This window comes from Pseudomonas gozinkensis, assembly GCF_014863585.1.
In the GTDB taxonomy this organism is placed as follows: Bacteria; Pseudomonadota; Gammaproteobacteria; order Pseudomonadales; family Pseudomonadaceae; genus Aquipseudomonas; species Aquipseudomonas gozinkensis.
On sequence record NZ_CP062253.1, the window covers coordinates 1,430,558 to 1,454,161 of the forward strand.

23 protein-coding genes are annotated in these 23,604 nt (G+C 61.7%); 4 read left to right on the forward strand and 19 right to left on the reverse strand.

Annotated features, from left to right (window positions below):
• Positions 1 to 29 precede the first annotated feature (29 nt).
• The 4 genes from IHQ43_RS06355 to IHQ43_RS06370 all read right to left on the reverse strand — a co-directional run bounded on the left by IHQ43_RS06355 (position 30) and on the right by IHQ43_RS06370 (position 4,776).
• Positions 30 to 983 (reverse strand): hypothetical protein, encoded by a 954-nt coding sequence (locus IHQ43_RS06355; protein ID WP_007954977.1) that lies wholly within the window; start codon positions 981 to 983, stop codon positions 30 to 32.
• 17 nt (positions 984 to 1,000) lie between these two features.
• On the reverse strand, positions 1,001 to 2,716 hold the full coding sequence (locus IHQ43_RS06360; protein WP_192563759.1) for a proline--tRNA ligase: 1,716 nt from the start codon (positions 2,714 to 2,716) through the stop codon (positions 1,001 to 1,003).
• Positions 2,717 to 2,831: 115 nt separating this feature from the next.
• Positions 2,832 to 4,391 (reverse strand): AmpG family muropeptide MFS transporter, encoded by a 1,560-nt coding sequence (locus IHQ43_RS06365; RefSeq protein ID WP_192563760.1) that lies wholly within the window; start codon positions 4,389 to 4,391, stop codon positions 2,832 to 2,834.
• Between the two features lie 43 nt (positions 4,392 to 4,434).
• Entirely contained in the window at positions 4,435 to 4,776 is a 342-nt protein-coding gene (locus IHQ43_RS06370) for an MGMT family protein (RefSeq protein ID WP_230737658.1), read from the reverse strand.
• 176 nt (positions 4,777 to 4,952) lie between these two features.
• Here IHQ43_RS06370 and IHQ43_RS06375 point away from each other — a divergent pair, with 176 nt between their 5' ends.
• Complete coding sequence (locus tag IHQ43_RS06375) at positions 4,953 to 5,960, forward strand: DUF481 domain-containing protein (protein ID WP_192563762.1); 1,008 nt, start codon at positions 4,953 to 4,955, stop codon at positions 5,958 to 5,960.
• A gap of 117 nt (positions 5,961 to 6,077) precedes the next feature.
• Here the strand turns inward: IHQ43_RS06375 and IHQ43_RS06380 are convergent, their stop codons facing one another.
• On the reverse strand, positions 6,078 to 6,287 hold the full coding sequence (locus IHQ43_RS06380; protein ID WP_002554837.1) for a cold-shock protein: 210 nt from the start codon (positions 6,285 to 6,287) through the stop codon (positions 6,078 to 6,080).
• Positions 6,288 to 6,640: 353 nt separating this feature from the next.
• Here IHQ43_RS06380 and dcd point away from each other — a divergent pair, with 353 nt between their 5' ends.
• Both dcd and IHQ43_RS06390 read left to right on the forward strand, forming a co-directional pair.
• Positions 6,641 to 7,207, forward strand: coding sequence for a dCTP deaminase (gene dcd / locus IHQ43_RS06385; RefSeq protein ID WP_007954988.1), 567 nt, complete (start codon positions 6,641 to 6,643; stop codon positions 7,205 to 7,207).
• A gap of 106 nt (positions 7,208 to 7,313) precedes the next feature.
• Positions 7,314 to 7,523 (forward strand): hypothetical protein, encoded by a 210-nt coding sequence (locus IHQ43_RS06390; RefSeq protein WP_085697404.1) that lies wholly within the window; start codon positions 7,314 to 7,316, stop codon positions 7,521 to 7,523.
• Positions 7,524 to 7,562: 39 nt separating this feature from the next.
• Here IHQ43_RS06390 and pdeM read toward each other — a convergent pair whose 3' ends face one another.
• From pdeM to IHQ43_RS06445, 11 genes are all read right to left on the reverse strand, one after another.
• Positions 7,563 to 8,219, reverse strand: coding sequence for a ligase-associated DNA damage response endonuclease PdeM (pdeM, locus tag IHQ43_RS06395; protein WP_192563763.1), 657 nt, complete (start codon positions 8,217 to 8,219; stop codon positions 7,563 to 7,565).
• On the reverse strand, positions 8,219 to 10,705 hold the full coding sequence (locus IHQ43_RS06400) for a ligase-associated DNA damage response DEXH box helicase (protein WP_192563764.1): 2,487 nt from the start codon (positions 10,703 to 10,705) through the stop codon (positions 8,219 to 8,221). The genes pdeM and IHQ43_RS06400 overlap by 1 nt, the downstream gene beginning before the upstream one ends.
• Before the next feature lie 124 nt (positions 10,706 to 10,829).
• Positions 10,830 to 11,594 carry an ABC transporter ATP-binding protein gene (locus IHQ43_RS06405; protein ID WP_039771333.1) on the reverse strand — a complete coding sequence of 255 codons (765 nt, stop codon included), beginning with the start codon at positions 11,592 to 11,594 and terminating at the stop codon, positions 10,830 to 10,832.
• Positions 11,595 to 11,607: 13 nt separating this feature from the next.
• Positions 11,608 to 12,726, reverse strand: a complete 1,119-nt coding sequence (locus IHQ43_RS06410) for a succinylglutamate desuccinylase/aspartoacylase family protein (protein WP_192563765.1) — start codon at positions 12,724 to 12,726, stop codon at positions 11,608 to 11,610.
• A 12-nt stretch (positions 12,727 to 12,738) separates the two neighbouring features.
• On the reverse strand, positions 12,739 to 13,449 hold the full coding sequence (locus tag IHQ43_RS06415) for an ABC transporter permease (protein WP_007954996.1): 711 nt from the start codon (positions 13,447 to 13,449) through the stop codon (positions 12,739 to 12,741).
• Positions 13,446 to 14,174 carry an ABC transporter permease gene (locus IHQ43_RS06420; protein ID WP_007955000.1) on the reverse strand — a complete coding sequence of 243 codons (729 nt, stop codon included), beginning with the start codon at positions 14,172 to 14,174 and terminating at the stop codon, positions 13,446 to 13,448. Before IHQ43_RS06420 ends, IHQ43_RS06415 begins: the two co-directional genes overlap by 4 nt.
• A gap of 56 nt (positions 14,175 to 14,230) precedes the next feature.
• Positions 14,231 to 15,013 carry a transporter substrate-binding domain-containing protein gene (locus IHQ43_RS06425; protein ID WP_007955002.1) on the reverse strand — a complete coding sequence of 261 codons (783 nt, stop codon included), beginning with the start codon at positions 15,011 to 15,013 and terminating at the stop codon, positions 14,231 to 14,233.
• A 338-nt stretch (positions 15,014 to 15,351) separates the two neighbouring features.
• On the reverse strand, positions 15,352 to 17,040 hold the full coding sequence (locus IHQ43_RS06430) for an ATP-dependent DNA ligase (protein ID WP_192563766.1): 1,689 nt from the start codon (positions 17,038 to 17,040) through the stop codon (positions 15,352 to 15,354).
• Positions 17,037 to 18,071 (reverse strand): ligase-associated DNA damage response exonuclease, encoded by a 1,035-nt coding sequence (locus IHQ43_RS06435; protein WP_192563767.1) that lies wholly within the window; start codon positions 18,069 to 18,071, stop codon positions 17,037 to 17,039. Before IHQ43_RS06435 ends, IHQ43_RS06430 begins: the two co-directional genes overlap by 4 nt.
• Positions 18,072 to 18,268: 197 nt before the next feature.
• The gene (locus IHQ43_RS06440) at positions 18,269 to 20,719 is read right to left on the reverse strand and encodes a penicillin acylase family protein (RefSeq protein WP_192563768.1); all 2,451 of its coding nucleotides are present in this window, start codon (positions 20,717 to 20,719) and stop codon (positions 18,269 to 18,271) included.
• Positions 20,720 to 20,885: 166 nt separating this feature from the next.
• Positions 20,886 to 21,530: a glutathione binding-like protein gene (locus IHQ43_RS06445; protein WP_192563769.1), complete on the reverse strand. Its 645-nt coding sequence runs from the start codon at positions 21,528 to 21,530 to the stop codon at positions 20,886 to 20,888.
• Positions 21,531 to 21,676: 146 nt separating this feature from the next.
• On the opposite strand from IHQ43_RS06445, the gene IHQ43_RS06450 reads away from it, so the two are divergent.
• Complete coding sequence (locus IHQ43_RS06450; protein WP_192564959.1) at positions 21,677 to 22,234, forward strand: cysteine hydrolase family protein; 558 nt, start codon at positions 21,677 to 21,679, stop codon at positions 22,232 to 22,234.
• A gap of 147 nt (positions 22,235 to 22,381) precedes the next feature.
• On the opposite strand, the gene IHQ43_RS06455 is transcribed toward IHQ43_RS06450, so the two are convergent.
• The 3 genes from IHQ43_RS06455 to IHQ43_RS06465 are packed head-to-tail and all read right to left on the reverse strand — an operon-like array spanning position 22,382 to position 23,602.
• Positions 22,382 to 22,588 (reverse strand): SEC-C metal-binding domain-containing protein, encoded by a 207-nt coding sequence (locus IHQ43_RS06455; protein ID WP_007955014.1) that lies wholly within the window; start codon positions 22,586 to 22,588, stop codon positions 22,382 to 22,384.
• A gap of 5 nt (positions 22,589 to 22,593) precedes the next feature.
• Positions 22,594 to 23,094, reverse strand: a complete 501-nt coding sequence (locus IHQ43_RS06460) for an LEA/WHy family protein (RefSeq protein ID WP_192563770.1) — start codon at positions 23,092 to 23,094, stop codon at positions 22,594 to 22,596.
• 31 nt (positions 23,095 to 23,125) lie between these two features.
• Complete coding sequence (locus IHQ43_RS06465) at positions 23,126 to 23,602, reverse strand: YchJ family protein (RefSeq protein WP_192563771.1); 477 nt, start codon at positions 23,600 to 23,602, stop codon at positions 23,126 to 23,128.
• Positions 23,603 to 23,604: the final 2 nt, after the last annotated feature.

Consider the following 23,604-nt stretch of genomic DNA (forward strand, 5'->3'; position numbering starts at 1 on the left):
AAGCAGGTTCGGGCATTTTTTCAGGGGTTTCAGTTCGGCCCCGGATCCGCCACCAGACGCCCCGCATCCCGGGTCAGAGACTTGAGGAATTCGGCCTGCAACTCGGGATCGTTGCGGGTCAGTTCGATCAGGCTTTGTTCCAGTTCACTGGCTTCTTCTTCCAGACCCAGTTCCGACAGACGCTTGACCCGGTGCACCCACTGGCTCACTTCGTCGTCTTCCAGATCGTCGTAGATCAGCCCGTGAGCTTCCAGCAACTTGCCGCGCAGGTGAGTGCTGATCGCCAGAGACGAGTCGGAATGCACGTCATCCTTGCTGTCTTCGACGCTGATCTGCAGTTTGCCTACATGATTGAGGTCGTTTTCGGCGAACGGGCTGTCCAGCAGGTTCAGGCGCAGCACGCCGTTGCGATCGGTGGTCATGTCGAAGGTCTGCTTGCCGGCCTTGACCTGCACCGGGCGCTCGCTCCACGGCAGGCTCGAATATTCCGTGCGCTTGTCGCGCTGGACTTCGTCGATGCCGGCCAGGTTCTGTTGCGCGCGACCGTTGGATTGCACGTTCATGAACGGGTTGAGCCCGGCGAAACCGTAGCTGAGCCAGTCCCGTGTCACGCTGTCCGGCAGATTGCCGAGGGCAAACACGTTGACCACGTTCGCGCCGACGCCGCCGACCACCGCCACCGCGCCCAGCGGAATCTCGTAGATTTCCCGCCATGGCTGGTAAGGCGTGTAACGGTCGTAATGGCGCGTAACCTCGAACTCGGTGACTTCGAAAGTCTTCTGTTCGTTGATCTTCACGCGCCGTTGCGGCAGCTCAAGCACCTTGGGCTCGCCGACATCGATCTGCAAACTGTGATCGAGCAGTTTGCGCTCGACACGTTCCTCGTGCTCGCTGCGTTGTGACATGTGATTGGCACAGCCGCTGACCAGCAGGGTGCCGCACAGGGCGGCACCACCGAGGCCTAAGGTGTTTCGCTTGAACATGACGTCTCTATCTGGTTTCAGCGGCGGATACGGGCCTGAAGGAAGGACAGCACGTCGGCAACCGGCAGCGCTTGCGCCTGGCCTTCGGTACGGCTCTTGTATTCCAGGTTGCCTTCGGCGAGGCCGCGATCGCTGACCACGATCCGGTGCGGAATGCCGATCAGCTCCATGTCCGCGAACTTGATGCCCGGGCTGGTTTTCTTGTCGCGGTCGTCCAGCAGCACTTCGAAGCCGGCCGCGGTGAGTTCCGCGTACAGCTTGTCGGTGGCTTCGCGCACCAGCTCGGTTTCATAGCGCAGCGGCACGAGGGCGATCTGGAACGGCGCCAGAGTGTCGCTCCAGATGATGCCGTTCTCGTCGTTGTTCTGCTCGATGGCGGCAGCCACCACGCGGGACACGCCAATACCGTAGCAACCCATTTCCAGGGTCACCGGCTTGCCGTTGTCGCCCAGCACTTCGCACTTCATCGCCTTGCTGTACTTGTTGCCCAGCTGGAAGATGTGCCCGACTTCGATGCCGCGCGCGATGCTCAGCGTGCCTTTGCCATCCGGGCTTGGGTCGCCGGCCACGACGTTGCGCAGGTCGGCCACGGTCGGAACCGGCAGGTCACGCTCCCAGTTCACGCCGAAGTAGTGCTTGTCGTCGATGTTGGCACCGATACCGAAGTCGCTCATCAGTTCGACCGAGCGGTCGATGATGATCGGCAGCGGCAGGTTCAGCGGGCCGAGGGAGCCGGCGCCGGCGCCAATGGCGTCCCGCAGTTCGGCATCGGAGGCCATGACCAGCGGGCTGGCAACGCCAGGTTGCTGGGCAGCCTTGATTTCGTTCAGTTCGTGGTCGCCACGGATGATCAGCGCGATCAGCTTGCCTTCTTCTTCGGCGTGCACGATCAGGGTCTTGATGGTCTTTTCAATCGGCAGACCGAATTTTTCCACCAGGGCCGCGATGGTCTTGGTGTCTGGCGTGTCGACCAGGCGCAGCTCTTCGCTTGGCGCGGCGCGCGAGGTTTCACGCGGCACGGCTTCGGCTTTCTCGATGTTCGCCGCGTAGTCGGAACCGTCGCTGAAGACGATATCGTCTTCGCCGGACTCGGCCAGCACGTGGAATTCGTGGGAGCCGGCGCCACCGATCGAACCGTTGTCGGCTTCCACCGGACGGAACTTCAGGCCCAGGCGGGTGAAGATGTTGCAGTACGCTTCGTGCATGCGGTCATAGGTAACCTGCAGCGACGCCTGATCCGCATGGAAGGAGTACGAGTCCTTCATGATGAATTCGCGACCGCGCATCAGGCCGAAGCGTGGACGGATTTCGTCACGGAATTTGGTCTGGATCTGGTACAGGTTGATCGGCAGCTGCTTGTAGCTGCTCAACTCGTTGCGCATCAGATCGGTGATCACTTCTTCGTGGGTCGGGCCCGCGCAGAAATCACGACCGTGGCGGTCTTTGATGCGCAGCAGCTCAGGGCCGTATTCTTCCCAGCGCCCCGACTCCTGCCACAGCTCGGCCGGTTGGGTGCTCGGCATCAACACTTCCAGAGAGCCGGCGGCGTTCATTTCTTCGCGAACGATGGCTTCCACCTTGCGCATCACTCGCAAGCCCATCGGCAGCCAGGTGTACAGGCCCGAGGCGAGTTTGCGGATCATGCCGGCGCGCAGCATCAGCTGATGGCTGATCACGACCGCGTCGGAAGGCGTTTCTTTCTGTGTGGCGAGCAAAAATTGACTGGTGCGCATGGTTGGCCGTTGTCGGTTGCTATGACTGGAAATGACGGAGCAGTGTAACGGCGAGATCCGCCGACGTACAGAAGTGCAGCCCCGGCGCAAACCCTCTCGCCGGGTGCGAGATGTCTTACGATTCTTCCACGACGGAGGTCGGTGCAGGTTCCGGCGTCGGCGTCGGGCCTTCCCGGCGGCTTTCCTGGAACCAGTGCAGGGCGATCAGCAGAAGGGTCGGAACGCCGAGCAGCGCGGTGATCAGGAAGAAGTTGTGATAGCCAAACTTCTCCACCATCACCCCCGAATAGCCGCCGATCAGGCGCGGCAGCAGGAGCATGATCGAGCTGAGCAGGGCGTACTGGGTGGCGGAGAACTTCAGGTTGGTCAGACTCGACAGGTAGGCGACGAACGCCGACGTGGCCAGGCCCGAGCTGAAGTTGTCGAGAGAGATCGTCACCACCAGCATCTGCAGGTTCGGGCCCATGTCGGCCAGCATCAGGAACAGCAGGTTGGTGGCCGCCGATGCAGCGCCGCCGATGAACAGGATCGGCAGGATACCGAAGCGTACGATCAGCAGGCCGCCCATGCCGGCGCCGACGAGGGTCATGATCAGGCCGAAGATCTTGCTGACGCTGGCGATCTGATCCTTGGTGAAGCCCTGGTCGATGTAGAACACGTTGGCCATCACCCCCATCACTGTGTCGGACATCCGATAGGTGGCGATCAGACCGAGCAGCAGCAGCGCCTGCCAGCGGTAGCGCAGGATGAAGTCGTTGACCGGCGTCAGTACCGGCGCCAGACCGCGACGGCCCATGGCCGAGAGGCACAGGCAGGTCAGCGTGGTGTAGAGAATCGCGCGCAGGAACGCCCGGTCTTCCAGCAGCAGGTCCAGCGGGCTCATGTCGCCGAACAGCACACTGGCGAAATCGGTGTTGTAGAGCTGGGTGAACATCGCCGGCACAGACACCAGCAAAATGATCAGCACGAATACCGACATCAACTGATGCATGAAGGTGTAGCGCCCGGCCTGCAACTGGGTGCGCAACGGCACCGGCGGCTCGCGCATCAGCAGGGTGGTGAGCAGGGCAGGGACCATCAGGGCGCCGAACAGTACGTAGGTGCCGGTCCAGGCCGAATGCTGGTAGTTGAAACCGGTGGAGCCAAAGCCCTCGGCGAAGAACAGTGCACCAGCGGTCGCGAGCAGGGCCGCGACCCGATAACCGGACATGTAGCTGGCGGCCAGAGCGGCCTGACGGTTATCTTCGGCGATTTCCAGGCGATAGGCATCGACCGCGATATCCTGGGTGGCGGAAGCGAATGCAACCACTACCGCGATGGCGATCAGCCAGGACAGATGTTTCTGCGGGTCGCAAAAGCCCATGCCGATCAGACCGAGGATCACCAGCGTCTGTGAGAGCACCAGCCACGAGCGGCGACGACCCAGCTTGCCCAGCAGCGGCAGGCGCCATTGGTCGAGCAGGGGCGACCAGACCCATTTGAAGGCATAGGCCAGACCGATCAGGCTGGCGTAGCCGATCGTCTCGCGGGCCACACCGGCTTCACGCAGCCAGACCGAAAGTGTCGAGAACACCAGCATGTACGGCAGGCCGGCGGCGAAACCCAGCAACAACAGCACGAGCGTCGAAGGACTGGCATAGGCGGCGAGCGCGGCGCGCCAGGTTTTACGGGGCATGGGCTGAAGTCTGCCTCAAGATTGCGAAAACAAAGCGCGCACTCTAACCGCTGTGCTCTACCGGACGCCAGCCATGGCGCCGAATATCCACACGATTGTTCAGGACGGTGACGCCTTCCATGCGCAATCGTGCCCGCTGTTCGTCCCCGGATGGGCTGCCCGCCGGCAGGCTGATCCGACCACCGGCGCCAAGCACGCGATGCCAGGGCAGTTTTGTGTCGCCGGGCAATTGGCTCAGGGTCCGGCCGACCCAGCGGGCGGCGCGCCCCAACCCCGCCAGTTCGGCCAACTGACCATAGCTGACGACTTTGCCCTCGGGCACTTGGGCGAGGGTGGAATAGAGTGCCGTGCGTCGGATTTGCGGATCGTTTTCGCAGGCATGCATCGGGTCTGTCACGTGCGCGGTTCCTGAACTTGATCGCGTTATGTCCTTAAGCGTAATCGGTGGAGGGGCAATTGAGAAATGAACTCAACAGAAATAGCCGGGTCACTCCTTGTCAGGGAATTATTCCTACGGATAATGCCGACCCTTTTTCGCAAACTTGAGTCCCCGATTCGCTTATGTTGTCCAGAACCCTGCTGTGCCTTGCTGTCTTCAGTGCGTCCACACCCTTGCTTGCCGATACCGTCTGGTTGAAGAACGGTGACAAGCTGAGCGGCAAAATCACGCTGTTCGACGGTGGCAAGTTGCTGGTCCAGACCCAGTACGCGGGTGCCGTGACCATCGACTGGAAGCAGGTCAAGACGCTGGAGAGCGATCAGGAACTGCTGGTCAAGCAGGACGCCTACAACGGTGAGAAGGCCAAGTCGCTGAGCGCCGCCGAAGACGGCAAGGTCATCCTGGCCAACGGCGAAGCACCGAAAACCGTGGAACTGGCGAGCATTCAGCAGATTCTCAAGCCCAAACCGGTGGTCGAGGATCTGGTGTGGAAGGGCAACGTCGACCTTGCGCTGGATTATCAGCGTGCGGAGAAGGACACCGACGATTACGACATCGGCTTCAAGACGTCCGCCCGTCACGGTCGCTGGCGGCATACCGCCGAGGGCGAGTACAACCGCGAAGTGCAGGACGACGTGACCACCACCGACAACTGGCGCGCCGAGTACGCACTCGACCGATTCCTGACGGACAAGTGGTTCTGGCAGGGGCGTCTGAACTACAAACGCGATCACATCGAAGAGCTGGCGCGTCAGCGCGTGGTCGGTACGGGTCCGGGCTACCAGTTCTGGGATGACGAACTGGGAGCGTTCTCCCTGGGCTCGCTGCTCAACCGCACCGACTACCAGTATCGCGATGGCAGCAAGGACAACTTCTATTCGGTTGCCATGAAGTGGGACTACAACCGCTACCTGATCGGCAAGAAGGTCGAGTTCTTCACCAATGGCGAAGTCGGCAAGCCGCTGTCCGGCGTAGCCGATTATGCGCTGGATGCGGAAATGGGCCTGCGCTACAAGGTCACCGACTGGGCCTCGCTCAACCTCAAGGCCGAACGCGACATCATCAGCGGCACCGAGGACGCGGACCTGAGCAAGACCCGCTACACCGCCGGCTTCGGCGTCGCCTGGTAAGCAACGCAAAAGATCGCAGCCTTCGCAGGCTGCGATCTTTTTTTGTGCACGGAAAACAGACGCCCACAAAAAAGCCCCGCTTTTGAGGGCGGGGCCTTTTACTAAAGAAGCTACAAGTTAGATAACTTGTACTTCTTCAGCTTGCATGCCTTTCTGACCGCGGGTAGCGATGAAAGAAACCTGTTGGCCTTCTTTCAGGCTTTTGAAGCCGTCGGATTGGATAGCTTTGAAGTGAACGAACAGGTCGTCACCGGATTGTGGAGTGATGAAGCCGAAGCCTTTTTCATCGTTGAACCACTTAACGGTACCGGTTTGGCGATTAGACATGGTGTAACTCCTTGGACAAAGATAACTGCGACTCAGGAAGAACCCTGGCCGAGACTGAGTGCAAAGAGCAGGAAAAATTCTTGTAGATGGTTGGATCGAAATTCAACATATCGTGTAGAGATTCTCAGTGACACAAGCAGCACAGTGGCGCCACCTTAACCCTTTTTCCGGAACGTGCCAATGCTTCTTGCGAAGGTTTCTCTGTTTTAAGGATCGACGGTGTGACGGTTCGTCGCCAGGCCGCGTAATTCCTGCACGTTCGGCGAGATTTGCAGCCCGGACTTTGAACCCGGCGGCGCGCCCGGTAAGATGCCGGACAGATTTTTTCCACCTCGCTATTCAGGACACCCGCCATGAGCATCAAATCGGACAAGTGGATTCGCCGCATGGCGCAGGAACACGGCATGATCGAGCCGTTCGTCGAGCGCCAGGTTCGCGGCAGCGACGACAGCCGTGTGATCTCCTACGGTGTGTCGAGCTATGGCTACGATGTGCGTTGCACCAATCATTTCAAGGTGTTCACCAACATCAATTCGGCCATCGTCGATCCGAAAAACTTCGACGCCGGCAGTTTTGTCGATGTCCACAGCGACGTCTGCATCATTCCACCGAACTCCTTCGCCCTGGCCACGACCGTTGAATACTTCCGTATTCCACGCAACGTCCTGACCATCTGCCTGGGCAAAAGCACTTACGCTCGCTGCGGCATCATCGTCAACGTCACTCCGCTCGAGCCCGAGTGGGAAGGCCAGGTGACCCTGGAGTTCTCCAACACCACCAACCTGCCGGCAAAAATCTACGCCAACGAAGGCGTGGCGCAGATGCTGTTCCTCGAATCCGACGAAGAATGTGAAGTCTCCTACAAGGACCGCGCCGGCAAGTACCAGGGCCAGCGTGGCGTGACCCTGCCGCGCACCTGATCCGTCCATCCGGCAGTTACCGGGAATTCTTCGGCGGGTAGACACTCTATGGGGTGTACTGCCCGTTTCGCGAACAGCGGGACGGGCCTTCGCCGAGGAGTGCTCCATGAAGATCGATCCGCAAATCACTGCCGAACTGGCAAGGCTCGAGCCCAATCAGGTTGGCGTATTGGCCTGGTCCTTGTTGGCACACCCACCCATCGCCATGGCTGGCGGAATTCCTCACCAGCCCGATCCCGATACCCCCAACGAAGAACCGACCGAGCCCGGCGAACCGACGTTGCCGGACAAACCGCCACCCGCGCCCGTCGCTTGAATGAACGTATGGCCCGTCGGTTGAATCCAGAACAGGACTTCAGCCGACGGGCCATATTTCGTTGTCGCCGATGACAAAGATCCGACAACTGCCTTCCTTCTCCACCGGATAACCGCCGGTGAAGGCGCCGAAGGCCGGCAACAGGCTGATGCGTTCTCCCAGCCTGAAACACGCCAGACGCAAACGCTGACGCCCCTTGCCGTTCAACCGATAGACAGGGTGGACGTGGCCAGCCAGCACGTGGCGTTCAGGATGCGGATTCGGTTCGTGCTGCAACGCGAAGGGCCCGAGCAGCAACGGTTCCGGCACCACCCGAATGTTCAGCGTCTGCGGAGGGTCACCGGCGCGCTTGTCATGATTGCCGCGAATCAGTGTGATCGGCAGATCGGCATGACGTGCCCGCCACTGCGCCAATGCCAGCAGGGTGTCGGGGGCGTGGGAGCCGGGCCCGTGCAGAAAATCCCCAAGAAAGATCAGTTGCCGACACGGCAGTTTCGCCAGCAACTGCTCGATCACGGCGATGTTGCTCGCCGTGGTGCCCTGCGGCACCGGCTGCCCCAGGCGCCGATAAGCGGCCGCCTTGCCGAAATGCACATCGGCAATCAGCAGCGCCTGTTGCGCCGGCCAGTACAGCGCTTTTTCCGGCAGCAGCCAGAGGTCTTCGCCTGCCAGACGCACCGGGTAGGGCGCGTTCATCAGGATTGGCCCTTGTCGGCGGTTTTCTCCAGATCGCCGACCATTCGGCGGATGCGGTCGGCGAGTTTTTCCGAGCTCATGCTTTCGCGCATGCGTTCCACCAGCAATGGAAAGCCGAGTGGTGTAGGACGTTTGATCAGGTGCATGTCCAGTTTCATCCGGTTGATTCGCTCCAGCGTCTGTTCCAGCCGACGAATATCCAGTTCTTCCCGCAGGACTTCTTCCCCGGCCTGGGCCAGTAGCAGGTTGTCGGCGTCGTATTGTTTGAACACTTCGAAGAACAGCCCGCTGGAGGCCTGCACCTGACGGGTGCTTTTCGGCGCACCGGGGTAGCCGGCGAATACCAGTCCGGCAATCCGCGCGATTTCCCGAAACCTGCGCAGCGCCAGTTCGCCTGCGTTGAGGCTGGCGAGTACATCGCGCAGTAAGTTCTCGGGACTGAGCAGGGCGTCATCCAGTTGCACAGACCAGTCAACCGGCGTGGCGCTGAGCAGTTCCAGTCCGTAATCGTTGACCGCAATCGAGAAGGTCACAGGCAGGCGCTGACTGACCCGCCATGCCAGGAGGCTGGCCAGCCCCAGATGCACCTGACGTCCGGCAAACGGGTAGAGGAAAAGGTGCCAGCCTTCGCGGGATTTCAACACTTCGGCCAGCAGATTGTTGACGGTCGGCAGGCCCGACCAGCGCATCTGGGTTTCCAGCAACGGGCGCAAGGCCTGCATTTCCGGGCCGACAAACTCACCGTGTGCCGCCGCGCTGAAACGGCTGACCACCGCTTCGGCCAATTCATTGGAGAGCGGCATGCGTCCGCCATTCCAGCGCGGCACCGCGGCTTTTTTCGCCGTGCTTCGTTTGACGTAGGCGGTCATGTTTTCCACCCGCACCAGCTCCAGCAAGCGCCCGGCGAACAGGAAGCCGTCGCCGGGTTTGAGGCGGGCGATGAAGCCTTCTTCAACGCTGCCCAGTTGCTTGCCGCCCCCGCCCTTGCTCCAGAACTTCAAATGGATCGCGGCATCGCTGACGATGGTGCCGATGCTCATGCGATGGCGGCGCGCCAGGCGGGCATCGGGGACGCGCCAGATTCCGTGCTCATCCGGCTCGACCCGACGGTAATCCGGGTACGCCGTCAGCGACATCCCGCCGTGGCGTACGAACGCCAGCACCCAGGCCCAGTCCGCGAGCGTCAGGTCGCGATAAGTCCAGGCACCACGGACTTCTTCGTACAGCTCATCGGGAACAAAGCCACCGCCCAAGGCCATGCTGACCAGATGCTGCACCAGCACATCCAGCGGTTTGTGCGGTGACAATCGCGGTTCGATCCGCCGCTGCGCCACGGCATCGCGGGCGGCAGCGGCTTCGATCAGTTCCAGGCTGTGGGTCGGCACCAGGGTCACCCGCGACGTTCTACCGGGCGCATGACCCGAACGTCCGGCACGCTGCATCAGGCGCGCCACGCCTTTGGCCGAACCGATTTGCAGCACCCGCTCAACCGGCAGGAAATCCACCCCCAAGTCCAGACTTGAAGTACAGACGACTGCTTTGAGTTGGCCGTTCTTCAGCGCCTGCTCGACCCAGTCGCGGGTGTCACGGGACAGCGAGCTGTGGTGCAGGGCGATCAACCCGGCCCAGTCCGGTCGCGCCTCCAGCAAGGCCTGGTACCAGATTTCCGATTGCGCCCGGGTGTTGGTGAACACCAGGCTGCTGGCGCAGACGTCCAGTTCGGCGACCACCTGCGGCAACATTTTCAAACCGATATGCCCGGCCCAGGGAAAACGTTCGATTGCCGGTGGGAGCAGTGTGTCGACCTTGAGCGACTTTTCGCTTTGCCCCTGAATACTCACGCCCCCGCCTTGTGGGATCAGTACCTGTTCGGCGTGGGACTGATTGCCGAGCGTCGCGGAAACACCCCAGACGATCAGCCCCGGATGCCAGTGGCGCAAACGGGCGAGGGCCAGTTGCAATTGCACGCCGCGCTTGTTGCCGAGCAATTCGTGCCACTCATCCACCACGACCATGCGCAACGTCGACAACGCCGTTTGCGCGTCGGCGCGGGCGAGCATCAGGGTCAGGCTCTCCGGGGTGGTGATCAGGGTGGTGGGCAGGCGCCGGTTCTGCCGGGCGCGCTCGCTGCTGCCGGTGTCGCCGGTGCGCAGGCCGACGCTCCATGGGATCTGCAGATCGTCCAGCGGCGTTTGCAGAGCGCGCGCGGTGTCGGCGGCCAGCGCGCGCATCGGCGTGATCCACAAAACGGTCAGCGGTTCGGCGGGTGGTGGGCGTTTGCGAGCGGTTTCAGCAACAGGCCCGGAGCGGGCAAAGCGATTGAGCGCGGCAAACCACACTGCGTAGGTTTTACCGGCACCGGTGCTGGCGTGCAGCAGGCCGGATTCGCCACGTTTGACCGCCGCCCACACCTGCTTCTGAAAGGCGAATGGCTTCCAGCCGCGGGCGCTGAACCAGTATTTGGCGAAGTCGGTGGAAGTGCCCATGCCGGCGACGTGTGCTCTGAAGGTATTCCTTCAATGACCGCGCCGGTAAAGGACAAGTTTAATTTTGTACAAGCACAAACCACTGTGGGAGCGAGCTTGGTCCCACAGGGTTTGGTGCAAGTCGTTATTTGAGATTGCCGCTGAGGAATTGTTTCAGGCGTTCGCTTTTCGGATTGCCCAGCACTTCCTCCGGCGCGCCTTCTTCTTCCACCAGTCCCTGATGCAGGAACAGCACCTGGCTCGAAACCTTGCGCGCAAAGCTCATTTCATGGGTGACCATGATCATGGTCCGGCCTTCTTCGGCCAGGCCCTGGATCACCTTGAGCACTTCGCCGACCAGTTCGGGGTCGAGCGCCGAAGTCGGTTCGTCGAACAGCATGACTTCCGGCTCCATCGCCAGGGCCCGAGCAATCGCCACCCGTTGCTGCTGGCCGCCGGAGAGGAACGCCGGGTACTGATCGGCCACCCGCGCCGGCAGGCCGACCTTTTCCAGATAACGCCGCGCGCGGTCGTCGGCTTCCTGTTTGCTGCAACCCAGCACCCGGCGCGGGGCCATGGTGATGTTTTCCAGCACGGTCATGTGGCTCCACAGGTTGAAGTGCTGGAACACCATCGCCAGGCGGGTGCGCAGGCGTTGCAGTTCATCGGCGTCGGCGACGTGCATGCCGTGGCGGTCGGTGACCATGCGGATCGCCTGGCCGTCGAGGCTCATCGCGCCGTCGTTGGGTTGTTCAAGAAAGTTGATGCAGCGCAAAAAGGTGCTTTTGCCCGAGCCGCTGGCGCCGATCAGGCTGATCACGTCGCCTGTCCTGGCCTTGAGCGAGACGCCTTTGAGCACCTGATGGTCGCCATAGCTTTTGTGCAGGCCTTCAACGGTCAATTTGTACATGGGACAGGCATCCTCAAGGCGAAAGTAGATAGCCGCTGCGATAGGCTTCGGCGCCCGCGACGTGGGCGATCACCATCCCGGCGGTGGCCATGCGCCGCAGCGAGCGGGCATAGAGCAGACCGGAAGCGGTGCAATGGACTGGCGTGACCCGGTCGCTGATAGGGTCGATGATTTCGGCGATTTTCTGCCCGGCTTCCAGCCACTGGCCGGGTGTGGCGCTGTACACCAGCAGCCCGCCGACGGGAGTGGCCACCGGTTCCACGCCGGCCAGCGGTGTGGCGGGATGTGGCAGCGCCGGCAAGGCTTTCGGTTCGCCGACGATGGCGCCGAAATGGATCAGGTAATCGATCAGCGCCTGGCAATCGCGACTGGCCAGCGGATGGGTGACATCCCCCTGACCGCGCAACTCGACGGTTACCGAGAAACTGCCGAGCGGAATTTCGAAGTGTTCGCCGAAGCGCTCCTTCAATTGCCACCACAGCAGGGTGAAGCACTCGTCGAACGACTGGCCGCCGGAGTCGGTGGCCAGCAGGCTTGCCTGGGATTCGATGTAGCGCGCCAGCGGCTCGACCTGCGGCCAGGCCTCGGGCGTGGTGTAGAGGTGAACCACGGATTCGAAATCGCAATGCAGGTCGAGCACCATGTCCGCATCGCAGGCCAGCCGTTGCAGGGTCAGGCGCTGGGATTGCAGCTGAGTCGTGGCGGTGTGGCGGGCGAGGGCGTTGCGCAGGCTGGACCGAATCAGTTCGAGGTTGCGCTGCGGGTTGTCGCACAGCTGCGCTTCGATTTCGTTGCCGATTTCTTCGCTGAGGTCGACGAACCAGCGATTGAAATTCTGCCCGCTCTCCAGCTCGTAGCGGCCCAGCGGCACATCCATCAGCACCTGTTCGAGGCCGACCGGGTTGGCCACCGGCACCAGCACGATTTCGCTGCGCAGGCGGCCGGCGGCTTCCAGCTCCGCCAGGCGCTGCTTGAGGTGCCAGGCCACGAGCATGCCGGGCAGTTCGTCGGCATGCAGCGAGGATTGAATGTAAATCTTGCCTTGGGCCTTGTCCGGGCCGAAGTGAAAACTGTGGATCTGTCGTGCGGTCCCCGGTAGCGGGGCCAGCAGGTCGTGTATCTGGTGGCGCATCTCAAAAGGGTCCTAGTGGGTCGGGCCGAGGAAGGCCAGCCATCGGCGTTCGGCAAGGCGGAACAGGCCGACCAGCGCAAAGGTGATGGTCAGGTAGATCAGCGCGGCGATGCCGAACGACTGGAAGGTCAGGAAGGTCGCCGAGTTGGCGTCCCGCGCGACTTTCAGGATGTCGGGAATGGTCGCGGTGAAGGCCACGGTGGTCGAGTGCAGCATAAGGATCACTTCGTTGCTGTAGTACGGCAACGAACGGCGCAGCGCCGACGGCATGATCACGTAGGCGTACAGCTTCCAGCCGGTCAGGCCGTAGGCCTTGGCTGCTTCGACTTCGCCATGGTTCATGCTGCGGATCGCCCCGGCGAAAATCTCCGTGGTGTAGGCGCAGGTATTGAGGGCGAAGGCCAGGATCGTGCAGTTCATCGCATCGCGGAAGAAACTGTCGAGTACCGGTTGCGCGCGCACGGCGGCCAGGCTGTAGATCCCGGTGTAGCAGATCAGCAGCTGGATATAGAGCGGCGTGCCACGGAACAGGTAGGTGTAGAACTGCACCGGCCAGCGAATGTAGAAGTGCGGCGAGACCCGAGCGATCGACAGCGGGATCGACACGAGGAAACCGAAGAAGATCGAGGCGCTGAGCAGCCACATCGTCATCGCAAGGCCAGTGATGTTCTGGCCGTCGGTATAAAGGAAGGCTTTCCAGTATTCCTGCAGGAGTTCGATCATCGTACGGCCTCCCGGGCACCGGCGGCGTAACGGCGTTCGAGCCAGCGCAGGATGATGTTCGAGGCACTGGTGATCAGCAGGTAAATCAGCGCGGCGAGAACCAGGAAGTAAAACAGTTGATAGGTGCTCTTGCCGGCGTCCTGCGCGGCCTTGACCAGGTCAGCCAGGCCGATGATCGATACCAGCGCGGTGGCCTTGAGCATCACCATCCAGTTGTTGCCGATGCCCGGCAGGGCGAAGCGCATCATTTGCGGGAACACCACGAAACGAAAGCGCTGGCCGCGCTTGAGGCCATAGGCGGTGGCGGCTTCGACCTGACCGCGCGGCACGGCGAGAATCGCCCCGCGAAAGGTTTCAGTGAAGTACGCGCCATAAATGAAGCCCAGGGTCAGGACCCCGGCGCTGAACGGGTCGATCTCGATGTATTCCCATTCCAGGTAATCGGTGAGCGTCGTCAGCCAGGTTTGCAGGCTGTAGAAGATCAGCAGCATCAGCACCAGGTCCGGCACCCCGCGAATCAGCGTGGTGTAGAGCTGGGCGGGCAGGCGCAGCAGTTTGACTTTTGACAGCTTGGCACTGGCGCCGAGCAGGCCGAGCAACACGGCCACCAGCAGCGACAACGCCGACAATTTGATGGTCATCCAGGTGCCTTCCAACAGCAAAGGGCCAAAACCCTTGAGGCTGAAGGCGGAGAGCCCCAGATTTTGTAAGAGGTTTTCGAACATAAATCAGCAACCTGACTGAATGAAAAAGGCGCCCATCGAGGATGGGCGCCGGGGCATTATTTGCCGCTGTACAGATTCAGATCGCCAAAGTGTTTCTTTTGAATCTCGGCGTATTTGCCATCATCGTGTAACGCTTTGATACCTTTATCCAAAAGCGCTTTCAGCTCGGTGTTACCTTTCTTAATACCGACAGCGGTCTTGGCTGGCAGCAAGTGGTTGTCGACCGGCTCGCTGACGGCATAGTCGGCACCCTGTGGCGACTTCAGAAAGCCCAGTTCGGCCTGCAGCATGTCCTGAATGCCCGCATCGAGACGGCCGGAAGTCAGGTCGGAATACACCTGGTCCTGATTCTGATAGGCCTGGGTTTTCACGCCGGCCTTGTCCAGCACGGCTTTGGCATAGGCTTCCTGAATGGTGCCTTGCTCGTAGCCGACGGTTTTGCCTTTCAGCGAGGCGACGTCGTCGGTGATGCCCGAACCTTTTTTCGACACGTACGCAGTCGGGCCGGAGAACAGCTCGCTGGAGAAGTCGATGACTTTTTCGCGGGCTTCGGTAACGGTCATCGACGAGATCACACCGTCGAATTTATTGGCCTTGAGGCCCGGAATCATACCGTCGAAGTCACTTTCGACCCATTTGCACTTGACCTTCAGCTCGGCGCAGATCGCGTTGCCCAGATCGATGTCGAAGCCAACCAGGCTACCGTCTGCCGCTTTCGACTCGAACGGTGCGTAGGAAGGGTCAACGCCAAACCGCAGTTCTTTGTATTCCTTGGCCAGCGCGGAGCCGGCGGCCATGCACAACGCCAGTGCAGAAAGGGTCAGCAATGCTTTTTTCATTATTCAATCCCTAAGAACCAATATGAGCGCTTGTGGCGCGGAATGATTGTTACTGGAGCGCTTACGACTTATAGAAAGTAGCAATTTCCGAACCAGAGTCCCGAACAAGTGTTTTAAAAGGTGTAGGAAGTGCATGCCGGGGCCGGTCAGTGCACGAAAACGGGCGCTCCGGAAATGCTGCACCAGGTTGGTTCGGGGGGATCGTTCCCACGCTCTGCGTGGGAATGCAGCCCGGGACGCTCCGCGTCCCAAAGAGCGGACGCAGAGCGTCCATTGAGGCATTCCCACGCGGAGCGTGGGAACGATCGGGGTTAGGGGGGAGTATCGTTGGGAAGGAGTCAGACCAACAGGTTTTGCAAGGTCGCCAGGCTGTCGGCCTCGTCCACGGTCTTGTCCTGGCGCCAGCGCAGCATGCGCGGGAAGCGCACGGCGATGCCGCTCTTGTGCCGGCGGGAGAGGGCGATGCCTTCGAAGCCCAGTTCGAACACCAGGCTGGGGGTCACACTGCTGACTGGACCGAATTTTTCCACGGTGGTCTTGCGCACGATGCTGTCGACTTCGCGCATTTCCGCGTCGGTCAGCCCGGAATAGGCCTTGGCGAAAGGCACCAGCGCCCGCGCACTGGAACCGGGCGGGCCGTCCCACACCGCAAAGGTGTAATCGCTGTAGAGGCTGGCGCGGCGACCATGCCCGCGCTGGGCGTAGATCAACACCGCGTCAACGCTGAACGGATCGACCTTCCATTTCCACCACACGCCCATGTCCTTGGTGCGGCCGACGCCATACATCGCGTCCCGGGCCTTGAGCATCATGCCTTCGACCCCAAGACGTCTGGAGGCCTCACGCTGGCGGGCGAGGTCGAACCAGTCGCTGCCCGTCAGAATCGGCGAAGGCAGCAGCACCGGGTTGTTGCAGCGGGCGATGACCTGCTCCAGTTGCTCACGACGTCTGGCCTGGGGCTGGTTTCGCCAGTCTTCGCCCTGCCATTCGAGCAGGTCGTAGGCGAGTACCACCACGGGCGCGTCTTCAAGGATTTTCCGGTCCAGCGACTTGCGACCGATCCGTTGTTGCAACAGCGCGAAGGGTTGCACCGCCGGGGCTTCTGTCGACTGCGGATCGAAGGCGTCTTCGGTGACCGGGCGCTGGTTTTTCCACACCACGATCTCGCCGTCGATCACCGTGCCGTCGGGCAAACCGTGCACCAGTGTGTCGAGTTCGGGAAAACGTTCGGTGACCAGTTCTTCGCCCCGGGACCAGATCCACAGTTTCCCGTCACGCTTGACCACCTGCGCCCGAATGCCATCCCACTTCCACTCCACCTGCCAGTGGCTGGCCGGCCCGAGCAGCGCGTCAAAGGTTTCCACCGGTTGCGCCAGCGCGTGGGCGAGGAAGAACGGGTAAGGCTGGCCGCCGCGCTGGGCGTGCTCTTCGCTGGATTCAGGGGCGATCAGTTTCAGATAACTGGCTGCGGTCGGCCGGTTGGACAAATCGGTATAACCCACCAGCCGTTGCGCCACGCGTTTGCTGTCCAGCCCGGCCATGGAGGCCAGGGCACGGGTCACCAGCAGTTTGGAAACCCCGACCCGGAAACTGCCGGTGATCAGTTTGATGCACAGCATCAGGCTCGGCCGATCCAGTTGCTCCCACAGTGCGGGCAACTGATGGGCGAGGTATTCCGGGGTTTCACCCCGCAGGGGCAACAGTTTGTTTTCGATCCATTCGGCGAGCCCGGCCTCGGACGTGTGCGGGTGTTCCGGCAGCACCAGCGAGATGGTTTCCGCCAGATCGCCGACCGCTTGATAACTTTCCTCAAACAGCCAGGGTTCAAGCCCGGACGTTTCAACAGCGAGTTCGCGCAGAATTCTCACCGGAACCAGTTGCCGCGGCCGTCCGCCGGACAAAAAGTACACCGCCCACGCGGCATCTTGCGGTTGCGCCTGCGCGAAGTAGGTTTGCATGGCCGCCAGTTTGGCGTTGCTGGAGGTGGTGGCGTCGAGTTCGGCGTACAACCCGGCGAAGTCTTTCATGGTTGCACCTCGACAACGGCGGGCGATGCAGTTGAAAGCTCTTCTTCATCATCCCCGTATTCGGTGTTGAAACCCTGGGCATCCAGCCCTTTTTCGCGCAGGTGGCGCACCAGTACGCCAATCGAGCCGTGGGTGACCATCACCCGTTCGGCACCGGTCTGTTCGATGGCCCACAACAGGCCGGGCCAGTCGGCGTGATCCGAAAGCACGAAACCGCGATCCACCCCGCGCCGCCGGCGGGTGCCGCGCAAACGCATCCAGCCGCTGGCAAAGCTGTCGCTGTAATCGCCGAAACGGCGCATCCAGCTGCTGCCGCCAGCCGATGGCGGAGCGATGACCAGCGCCTGGCGCATCATCGGATCATTCTTTTTCACGTCGCCAGCGTAGATCGTTGGCGGCAGGTAGACGCCGGCCTCGCGATACACGCGGTTCAGCGGCTCGACCGCACCGTGGCTGAGGATCGGCCCGAGGGTTTCGTCGATGCCGTGGAGAATCCGCTGCGCCTTGCCGAACGAATAGCAGAACAGCACGCTGGCCTTGCCGGCCTCGATGTTGGCCTGCCACCACTGATTGATCTCGGCGAACACCTGCGCCTGCGGCTGCCAGCGGTAGATCGGCAGGCCGAAGGTCGATTCGGTGATGAAGGTGTGGCAGCGCACCGGTTCGAACGGCGCGCAGGTGCCGTCGGGCTCGATCTTGTAGTCGCCGGACGCGACCCAGACTTCGCCGCCGTATTCCAGCCGCACCTGAGCCGAGCCGAGCACATGGCCGGCGGGATGAAAACTCAGGGTGACGCCGTGATGGGTCAGGCGCTGGCCGTAGTCGAGGGTTTGCAGGTTGATGTCCGCGCCCAGACGCGCGCGCAGAATCCCTTCGCCGGCGCTGGCAGCCAGGTAATGCTGGTTGCCGCCACGGGCATGGTCGCCGTGGGCATGGGTGATCACCGAGCGCTCGACTGGCCGCCACGGGTCAATGTAGAAATCCCCGGCCGGGCAGTACAGGCCTTCGGGGCGGGCGATAACAAGGTCCATGGCGTTACCGGAATGGAGGGACTTGTTAGCTATGAGGTTGGCGCGAAGTCAGAAGTTCTATTGATTTTTAGGGATACCGGAAGATCGTTCCCACGCTCTGCGTGGGAATGCAGCCCGTGACGCACCGCGTCACTGGACGCGGAGCGTCCCTTGAGGCGTTCCCACGCGGAGCGTGGGAACGAACAAAAGGGCGATGCCTATTTCCCGGGAGTCAGGGTCAACCGCGTCTTGCCATACACCCGATCAAAGTTCTGCGGTTGCATCGGCAAGCCGATGTACTGGCCCTTGAGCCACGGATCGATGCCGTTCAGGTAGTTCGGGCTCACCGGATTTCCGGATTGCCCCGTCCCGTTCTGCCCCATCAACGGCTCGCTCTGACCGAAATCGACGATGAAACGCATCGACGGCGCACGGGTGGTGTTGAAATCCTGGCCCCAGGCAAACGCTGCGGTGTTGAGCGTGGTGTGGTCGCCGCCCGCCGCGATCGGGCCGCGAACGGTCTGGCCATTGGCATTCTTCCACTCATAGCGATGCAGTTTGCCCCACTGCCAGGCTCTGCGGTCGCCACCCAGCTGACTGTCGCCGGCGCTGATCGCTGCCGCCAGACTGCGGGCCAGGATTGCCGGTTTGTCTTCTTTTTGCGGGGTACGGGCGTCGTCCCAGAACGGACTGTCTTCGCGGCCCAGCAAATGATCGGCCTGGGCGGCGTAGGACAAATCGCCATTGGCGATAAACGCTTTCCACGCCGGGCTGCCCTGCGGGCCTAGCTCGTCGAGGAAGATCTGCTTCATGCTTTCCTGCAGGAACAGCTCGTAGATCGCCGCGTCGGCGGAGGTCGGACTGAGCTTGCCGTCGAAGGCCATCAAGCGGGTATAGGCTTCGCGCGCCTTGGCCCGTTCGGCGTCCGGCAGGGCTTCGATTGCCTGTTTCAGCGGCTGCGCCATGCCCGGTGCCTCAAACATTTTCTTCAGTTTGGCGGCGAAGGTGGTGGTCTGGTCGTACTGCATGGCGATCACGCTGCGACCGTCGTGCTTGCCGCTGCCGGCTAGTTCGGCCAGGCGTTCGCCACGCTCCGGCGCCGCCCATGAATTGGACAGTTGCATGCCGTAGCCGTGAGGAATGACCCGCTGGTTGGCGGTGCCGAGCCAGCCCTGGGCCGGATCCTGATCGTAGGGGTGCAGCATCGGGTCGGCGTAACCGTCCCAGTCGTAGCGACCTTCCCAGCCTGGCGACGGCAGCAGACCTTCACCTTCACGGCGGTTCGGGAAACGCCCGGTGACTTGCCAGCCAATGTTGCTGGCGTCGGCAAACACCAGATTCAGCGCGATGGCGCGGATTTCCCGACTGGCGTCCGAGGCGCGCTCAACGTTCTGGGCGCGGCTCAGATCGAAAAATGCATCGAGGGATTTGTCGTCAGTGAAGCTCGGCGTCTGCAAGGCCAGGCCGAAGCCTGCACCCTGAGCGGCGGCCTGGGTGCTGTTGAGCAGCGCGCCATGGCGGGTTTCGTACACCGCTTCGCGAATCGGCCGCTGGCCTTTGACGAAGTAGGTTTCGTTGCGCACGGCGACCGGTTGCCACTTGCCGTTGACCTCGTAGGACAACGTGCTGCCCTGACGACGGATTTTTTCCAGGAACAGGTCCTGGTTATCGCCGAGCACGCTGGTCAGGCTCCACGCCACCTTGCCGTTGAAACCGCCGAGCACCATCGGCAGACCGGCCACGGTCACGCCGGCGGCCTGGTATTTCGGAGCGCGGATCTGCACGAAACTCCACAGCGAAGGCGCGGCCAGCGGGCCATGGCTGTCGCTGGCCAGCAGGCTCTTGCCGCTGCGGCTGCGTTGCGGGGCGATGGCCCAGTTGTTCGACGACTGAGTGCCCAGCAGGTTAATGGCGGCCAGTTGTTCGCTGGCGTTGCTCAGCTCCGTCAGCCCCGGAATCTGCCCGTTGAGCTTGATGCCTTGCAGCTTGTCGGCCTCGGCCTGCGGAAGGTTTTCGTCGGGAGCGGACGGGGTCAGCCACGCGAGTTTGTCGTTGGTCACGGTCTGGGCCAGCACCAGCGAAGCGATTTCTTCCGGCAGGTTGGCCGACTGGCTGAAGTTCAGCAGGCAGAAGATCAGTGCCGAATCTTCCGGTTTCCAGTATTCAGGCTTGTAGCCGCTGGAGGCCAGATCCCCCGGCAGTTTGTCGGCGTAGCGGAACAGGTAGGCGTTGACGCCCCGGGCATAGACTTCGAAGAAACGCTTGAGCCGTGGCGACGAAGCCTTGTACAGCTCGCCGGCGCTTTTCTTCAGATTGACGGCGCGCATGTAGCGGTCGGCGTCGAGCATCGACGCACCGGACATTTCCGCCAGACGGCCCTGAGCCAGCAGGCGCAGGGTGACCATCTGATTGATCCGGTCGCTGGCGTGCACATAACCGAGGGCGAACAGTGCGTCGTGGAAGCTGTTGCTTTCGATCAGCGGCATGCCCATGGCATTGCGGCGCACCGAAACGTTCTGCGCCAGGCCCTTGAGCGGCTGCACACCGGAGGTCGGCGGGAGGGTGTCCTGGGCGTTCCAGGTCTGACAACCGGTCAGGCTCAGAACACCGGCCACTGCTGCGGCAACGCCGAACCGGGGAAGAAAATGTGAAAGGGCTGGCGAGGCCATGGCAAAGCTCCTGCGGGGGTGTAGAGGCTGGGGGCGCAATAAAGCCGCTACGTTAGTGAGCAGGAGGGGGCCGCGCAAGCGGGGCGAGCGGTTATTTCTTCCCGCTCATGCAGATCGTTCCCACGCGGACAGCTCGACGCGTCTGCATGGAAACGATCAAGGCAGGTCAGGACTTCGGCGGATTGATCTTCTGCACCAGCGCGTAGGCCTTCACGGTCGCCGGGCGATCCTTGATGTGGTTGAACCAGCGCTGCACGTTCGGGAAGTCTTCCAGGTTCTGGCTCTGCCACTTGTGCGAGACGATCCACGGGTAGATCGCCATGTCGGCGATGCTGTATTCGCTGCCGGCGACGAACTCGTTGTTGGCCAGTTGCTTGTCCAGCACCCCGTACAGGCGCGCGGTTTCATCGATGTAGCGCTTGACCGCGTAGGGGATTTTTTCCGGGGCGAACTGGCTGAAATGATGGTTCTGCCCGGCCATCGGCCCCAGCCCGCCCATTTGCCAGAACAGCCATTGCAGCGCCACCTGGCGGCCACGCAGGTCCTTGGGCAGGAACTTGCCGGTCTTTTCCGCGAGGTACAGCAGGATCGCCCCAGACTCGAACAGCGACAACGGCTCGCCGCCATCGGCCGGCTCATGATCGACGATCGCCGGAATGCGGTTGTTCGGGGCGATTTTCAGAAAGTGCGGCTGGAACTGCTCGCCCTGGCTGATATTGATCGGGTGCACGTCGTAGCGCAGGCCCGCTTCTTCGAGGAACAGGGAAATCTTGTGGCCGTTGGGCGTGGTCCAGTAATACAGGTCGATCATGGAAAGCTCCAAATCAGGAAAATGGCTTACGTGCGGACAGCAAACGCCGGCTTCAGGTTGTCCTGTGTGCGTTCGATAGCTTGCTTAGTCACAGGAGGTGATGCTCAAGTACGGGAAATTCAATGACCCGCGTGAGAAAAATCGCCATGGAGCTCAAGGCCAACGCTGCACTGATCATCATCGATCAGCAAAAAGGCATTCTGCAGCCGCGTCTGGGGCGGCGGAACAATCCGTCGGCCGAGGCGCGGATTCTCGATTTGCTGGGCTTCTGGCGGCGCAGCGGGCGGCCGGTGATCCACGTGCAGCATTTGTCGCGCTCGCCGGATTCGGTGTTCTGGCCCGAGCAGGAAGGGGTGGAATTTCAGGACAGGTTTTTGCCGCAGGACGGCGAATGGCTGATCCAGAAACAGGTGCCGGATGCGTTTTGTGCGACGGGGCTTGAGGCGAAGTTGCGTGAGGCGGAGATCGGGCAGTTGATCATTGTCGGCGTGGCGACGAACAACTCCGTGGAGTCCACGGCACGCACGGCAGGCAATCTGGGGTTTGATGCGTGGGTGGCGGAGGATGCGTGCTTTACCTTCGACAAGGCCGACTATTTCGGTACGTTGCGTTCGGCGCAAGAGGTGCACGGGATGTCGCTGGGGAATCTGCACGGGGAGTATGCGACGGTGGTCAGCAGTGCCGGGATTCTCGGGGCAGCCTGATACTGATCGGGGAATGCCCCGGCTTCATCGCTGGCAAGCCAGCTCCCACATTCAACCGAGTTGCTCCTGATGGAGCGCGATCCCTTGTGGGAGCGAGCTTGCTCGCGATGGCGGTGTGTCAGGCGAAGTAGGTCTTCGCCCGAAACATCAAGCGCCGTGGCACTTCTTGAATTTCTTGCCGTTGCCGCAGGGGCAAGGGTCGTTGCGGCCAACGTCTTTCAGGGCGTTGCGCACCGGTTCCTGGTGAGCGTGGCCGCAGTTCGGGCCGTGGACATGGCCATGGTCGTGATCATGGTGGTGATGGTCATGATCGTGGTTGCAGTCCGGGCCATGGACATGAGGTTGCTGGGTCATCGGGGTCACTCCGTAATCAAATCGGCGGGGATTATCACGCCATTGCGCGCCAGGTGCACGTAGTGAGCGATGAATAAACCGGTTTCCATCTCGCCCTCCAGTCGGTAGGGAATCTGCTGGTGCGGGTTTTTCAGCATTTTCACCACCTCTTTCACCTTCGGCCACAGGTTGGTACGGATCGGCACCTTGTAAAACGCGCTGCTTTTGGGGCTCACCGTGATCCAGTGTTCGTGCTCGCCTTCGGCCAGCAGCATGTCGGCCAGGTGTATGCGGTATTCCAGGCCGCGCACGGTCAGGTCGCTGTCGTTAGGGTTGTCGATGCGAAAGTGCAGGATGAATTTCTGTTCCAGCAACTTGGCGCGCACCACTTCGACTTTCACCAGGTGCACGGCGGGGTCGCGGGCGTCGTCGCTGAACCATGACGTACAGCCGCCGAGCCCCGAGAGGCTGATCCCCAGAAACATGAGCAGTGAGAAGACCTTCAATGTGCGCCAATGACCGAGCATGGTTTAACTCCCTTTGCTGCCCAGTCTAGCTTCAGCTGCCGAAATACCCCGCGCAGCATTTCTTGAACTTCTGGCCGCTGGCGCACGGGCAGGCGTCGTTGCGTCCCAGCTTCAGTTGCACGGTCGGGTCGATGAAGTACCAGCGCCCGGTGTTCTGCACGAATGACGAGCGCTCGCGGTGGCTGTGCTCGCCCTGACCGTCATGCCAGCGCGCGGTGAAAGTGACGAACGCGTGTTCCGGCTGGCCGCCGAGTACTTCCGAACTTTCCACGTCCAGGCCGAGCCAGGTGCTCCGGGCACTCCAGTCGCTGATCGACTGGCGATCCAGCCCCGCTTGCTGGGCGGGCAGGGTGGTCGCCACCAGATAATCGATCAGGCCCAGCACATAGGCGCTGTAGCGCGAACGCATCAGGGCTTCGGCGCACGGGGCCGGGTGGCCGGCGTGATAGTGACCGCAGCAGGCATCCAGCAGGTTGCCGCTGCCGCAAGGGCAAATGGCTGTACTCATTG

Bases quoted from the DNA above. Each gene is read 5' to 3' on its own strand.
- IHQ43_RS06355 (WP_007954977.1), bottom strand. From the start codon at position 983: ATGTTCAAGCGAAACACCTTAGGCCTCGGTGGTGCCGCCCTGTGCGGC.
- IHQ43_RS06360 (WP_192563759.1), bottom strand. From the start codon at position 2,716: ATGCGCACCAGTCAATTTTTGCTCGCCACACAGAAAGAAACGCCTTCC.
- IHQ43_RS06365 (WP_192563760.1), bottom strand. From the start codon at position 4,391: ATGCCCCGTAAAACCTGGCGCGCCGCGCTCGCCGCCTATGCCAGTCCT.
- IHQ43_RS06370 (WP_230737658.1), bottom strand. From the start codon at position 4,776: ATGCATGCCTGCGAAAACGATCCGCAAATCCGACGCACGGCACTCTAT.
- IHQ43_RS06375 (WP_192563762.1), top strand. From the start codon at position 4,953: ATGTTGTCCAGAACCCTGCTGTGCCTTGCTGTCTTCAGTGCGTCCACA.
- IHQ43_RS06380 (WP_002554837.1), bottom strand. From the start codon at position 6,287: ATGTCTAATCGCCAAACCGGTACCGTTAAGTGGTTCAACGATGAAAAA.
- dcd (WP_007954988.1), top strand. From the start codon at position 6,641: ATGAGCATCAAATCGGACAAGTGGATTCGCCGCATGGCGCAGGAACAC.
- IHQ43_RS06390 (WP_085697404.1), top strand. From the start codon at position 7,314: ATGAAGATCGATCCGCAAATCACTGCCGAACTGGCAAGGCTCGAGCCC.
- pdeM (WP_192563763.1), bottom strand. From the start codon at position 8,219: ATGAACGCGCCCTACCCGGTGCGTCTGGCAGGCGAAGACCTCTGGCTG.
- IHQ43_RS06400 (WP_192563764.1), bottom strand. From the start codon at position 10,705: ATGGGCACTTCCACCGACTTCGCCAAATACTGGTTCAGCGCCCGCGGC.
- IHQ43_RS06405 (WP_039771333.1), bottom strand. From the start codon at position 11,594: ATGTACAAATTGACCGTTGAAGGCCTGCACAAAAGCTATGGCGACCAT.
- IHQ43_RS06410 (WP_192563765.1), bottom strand. From the start codon at position 12,726: ATGCGCCACCAGATACACGACCTGCTGGCCCCGCTACCGGGGACCGCA.
- IHQ43_RS06415 (WP_007954996.1), bottom strand. From the start codon at position 13,449: ATGATCGAACTCCTGCAGGAATACTGGAAAGCCTTCCTTTATACCGAC.
- IHQ43_RS06420 (WP_007955000.1), bottom strand. From the start codon at position 14,174: ATGTTCGAAAACCTCTTACAAAATCTGGGGCTCTCCGCCTTCAGCCTC.
- IHQ43_RS06425 (WP_007955002.1), bottom strand. From the start codon at position 15,013: ATGAAAAAAGCATTGCTGACCCTTTCTGCACTGGCGTTGTGCATGGCC.
- IHQ43_RS06430 (WP_192563766.1), bottom strand. From the start codon at position 17,040: ATGAAAGACTTCGCCGGGTTGTACGCCGAACTCGACGCCACCACCTCC.
- IHQ43_RS06435 (WP_192563767.1), bottom strand. From the start codon at position 18,071: ATGGACCTTGTTATCGCCCGCCCCGAAGGCCTGTACTGCCCGGCCGGG.
- IHQ43_RS06440 (WP_192563768.1), bottom strand. From the start codon at position 20,719: ATGGCCTCGCCAGCCCTTTCACATTTTCTTCCCCGGTTCGGCGTTGCC.
- IHQ43_RS06445 (WP_192563769.1), bottom strand. From the start codon at position 21,530: ATGATCGACCTGTATTACTGGACCACGCCCAACGGCCACAAGATTTCC.
- IHQ43_RS06450 (WP_192564959.1), top strand. From the start codon at position 21,677: ATGGAGCTCAAGGCCAACGCTGCACTGATCATCATCGATCAGCAAAAA.
- IHQ43_RS06455 (WP_007955014.1), bottom strand. From the start codon at position 22,588: ATGACCCAGCAACCTCATGTCCATGGCCCGGACTGCAACCACGATCAT.
- IHQ43_RS06460 (WP_192563770.1), bottom strand. From the start codon at position 23,094: ATGCTCGGTCATTGGCGCACATTGAAGGTCTTCTCACTGCTCATGTTT.
- IHQ43_RS06465 (WP_192563771.1), bottom strand. From the start codon at position 23,602: ATGAGTACAGCCATTTGCCCTTGCGGCAGCGGCAACCTGCTGGATGCC.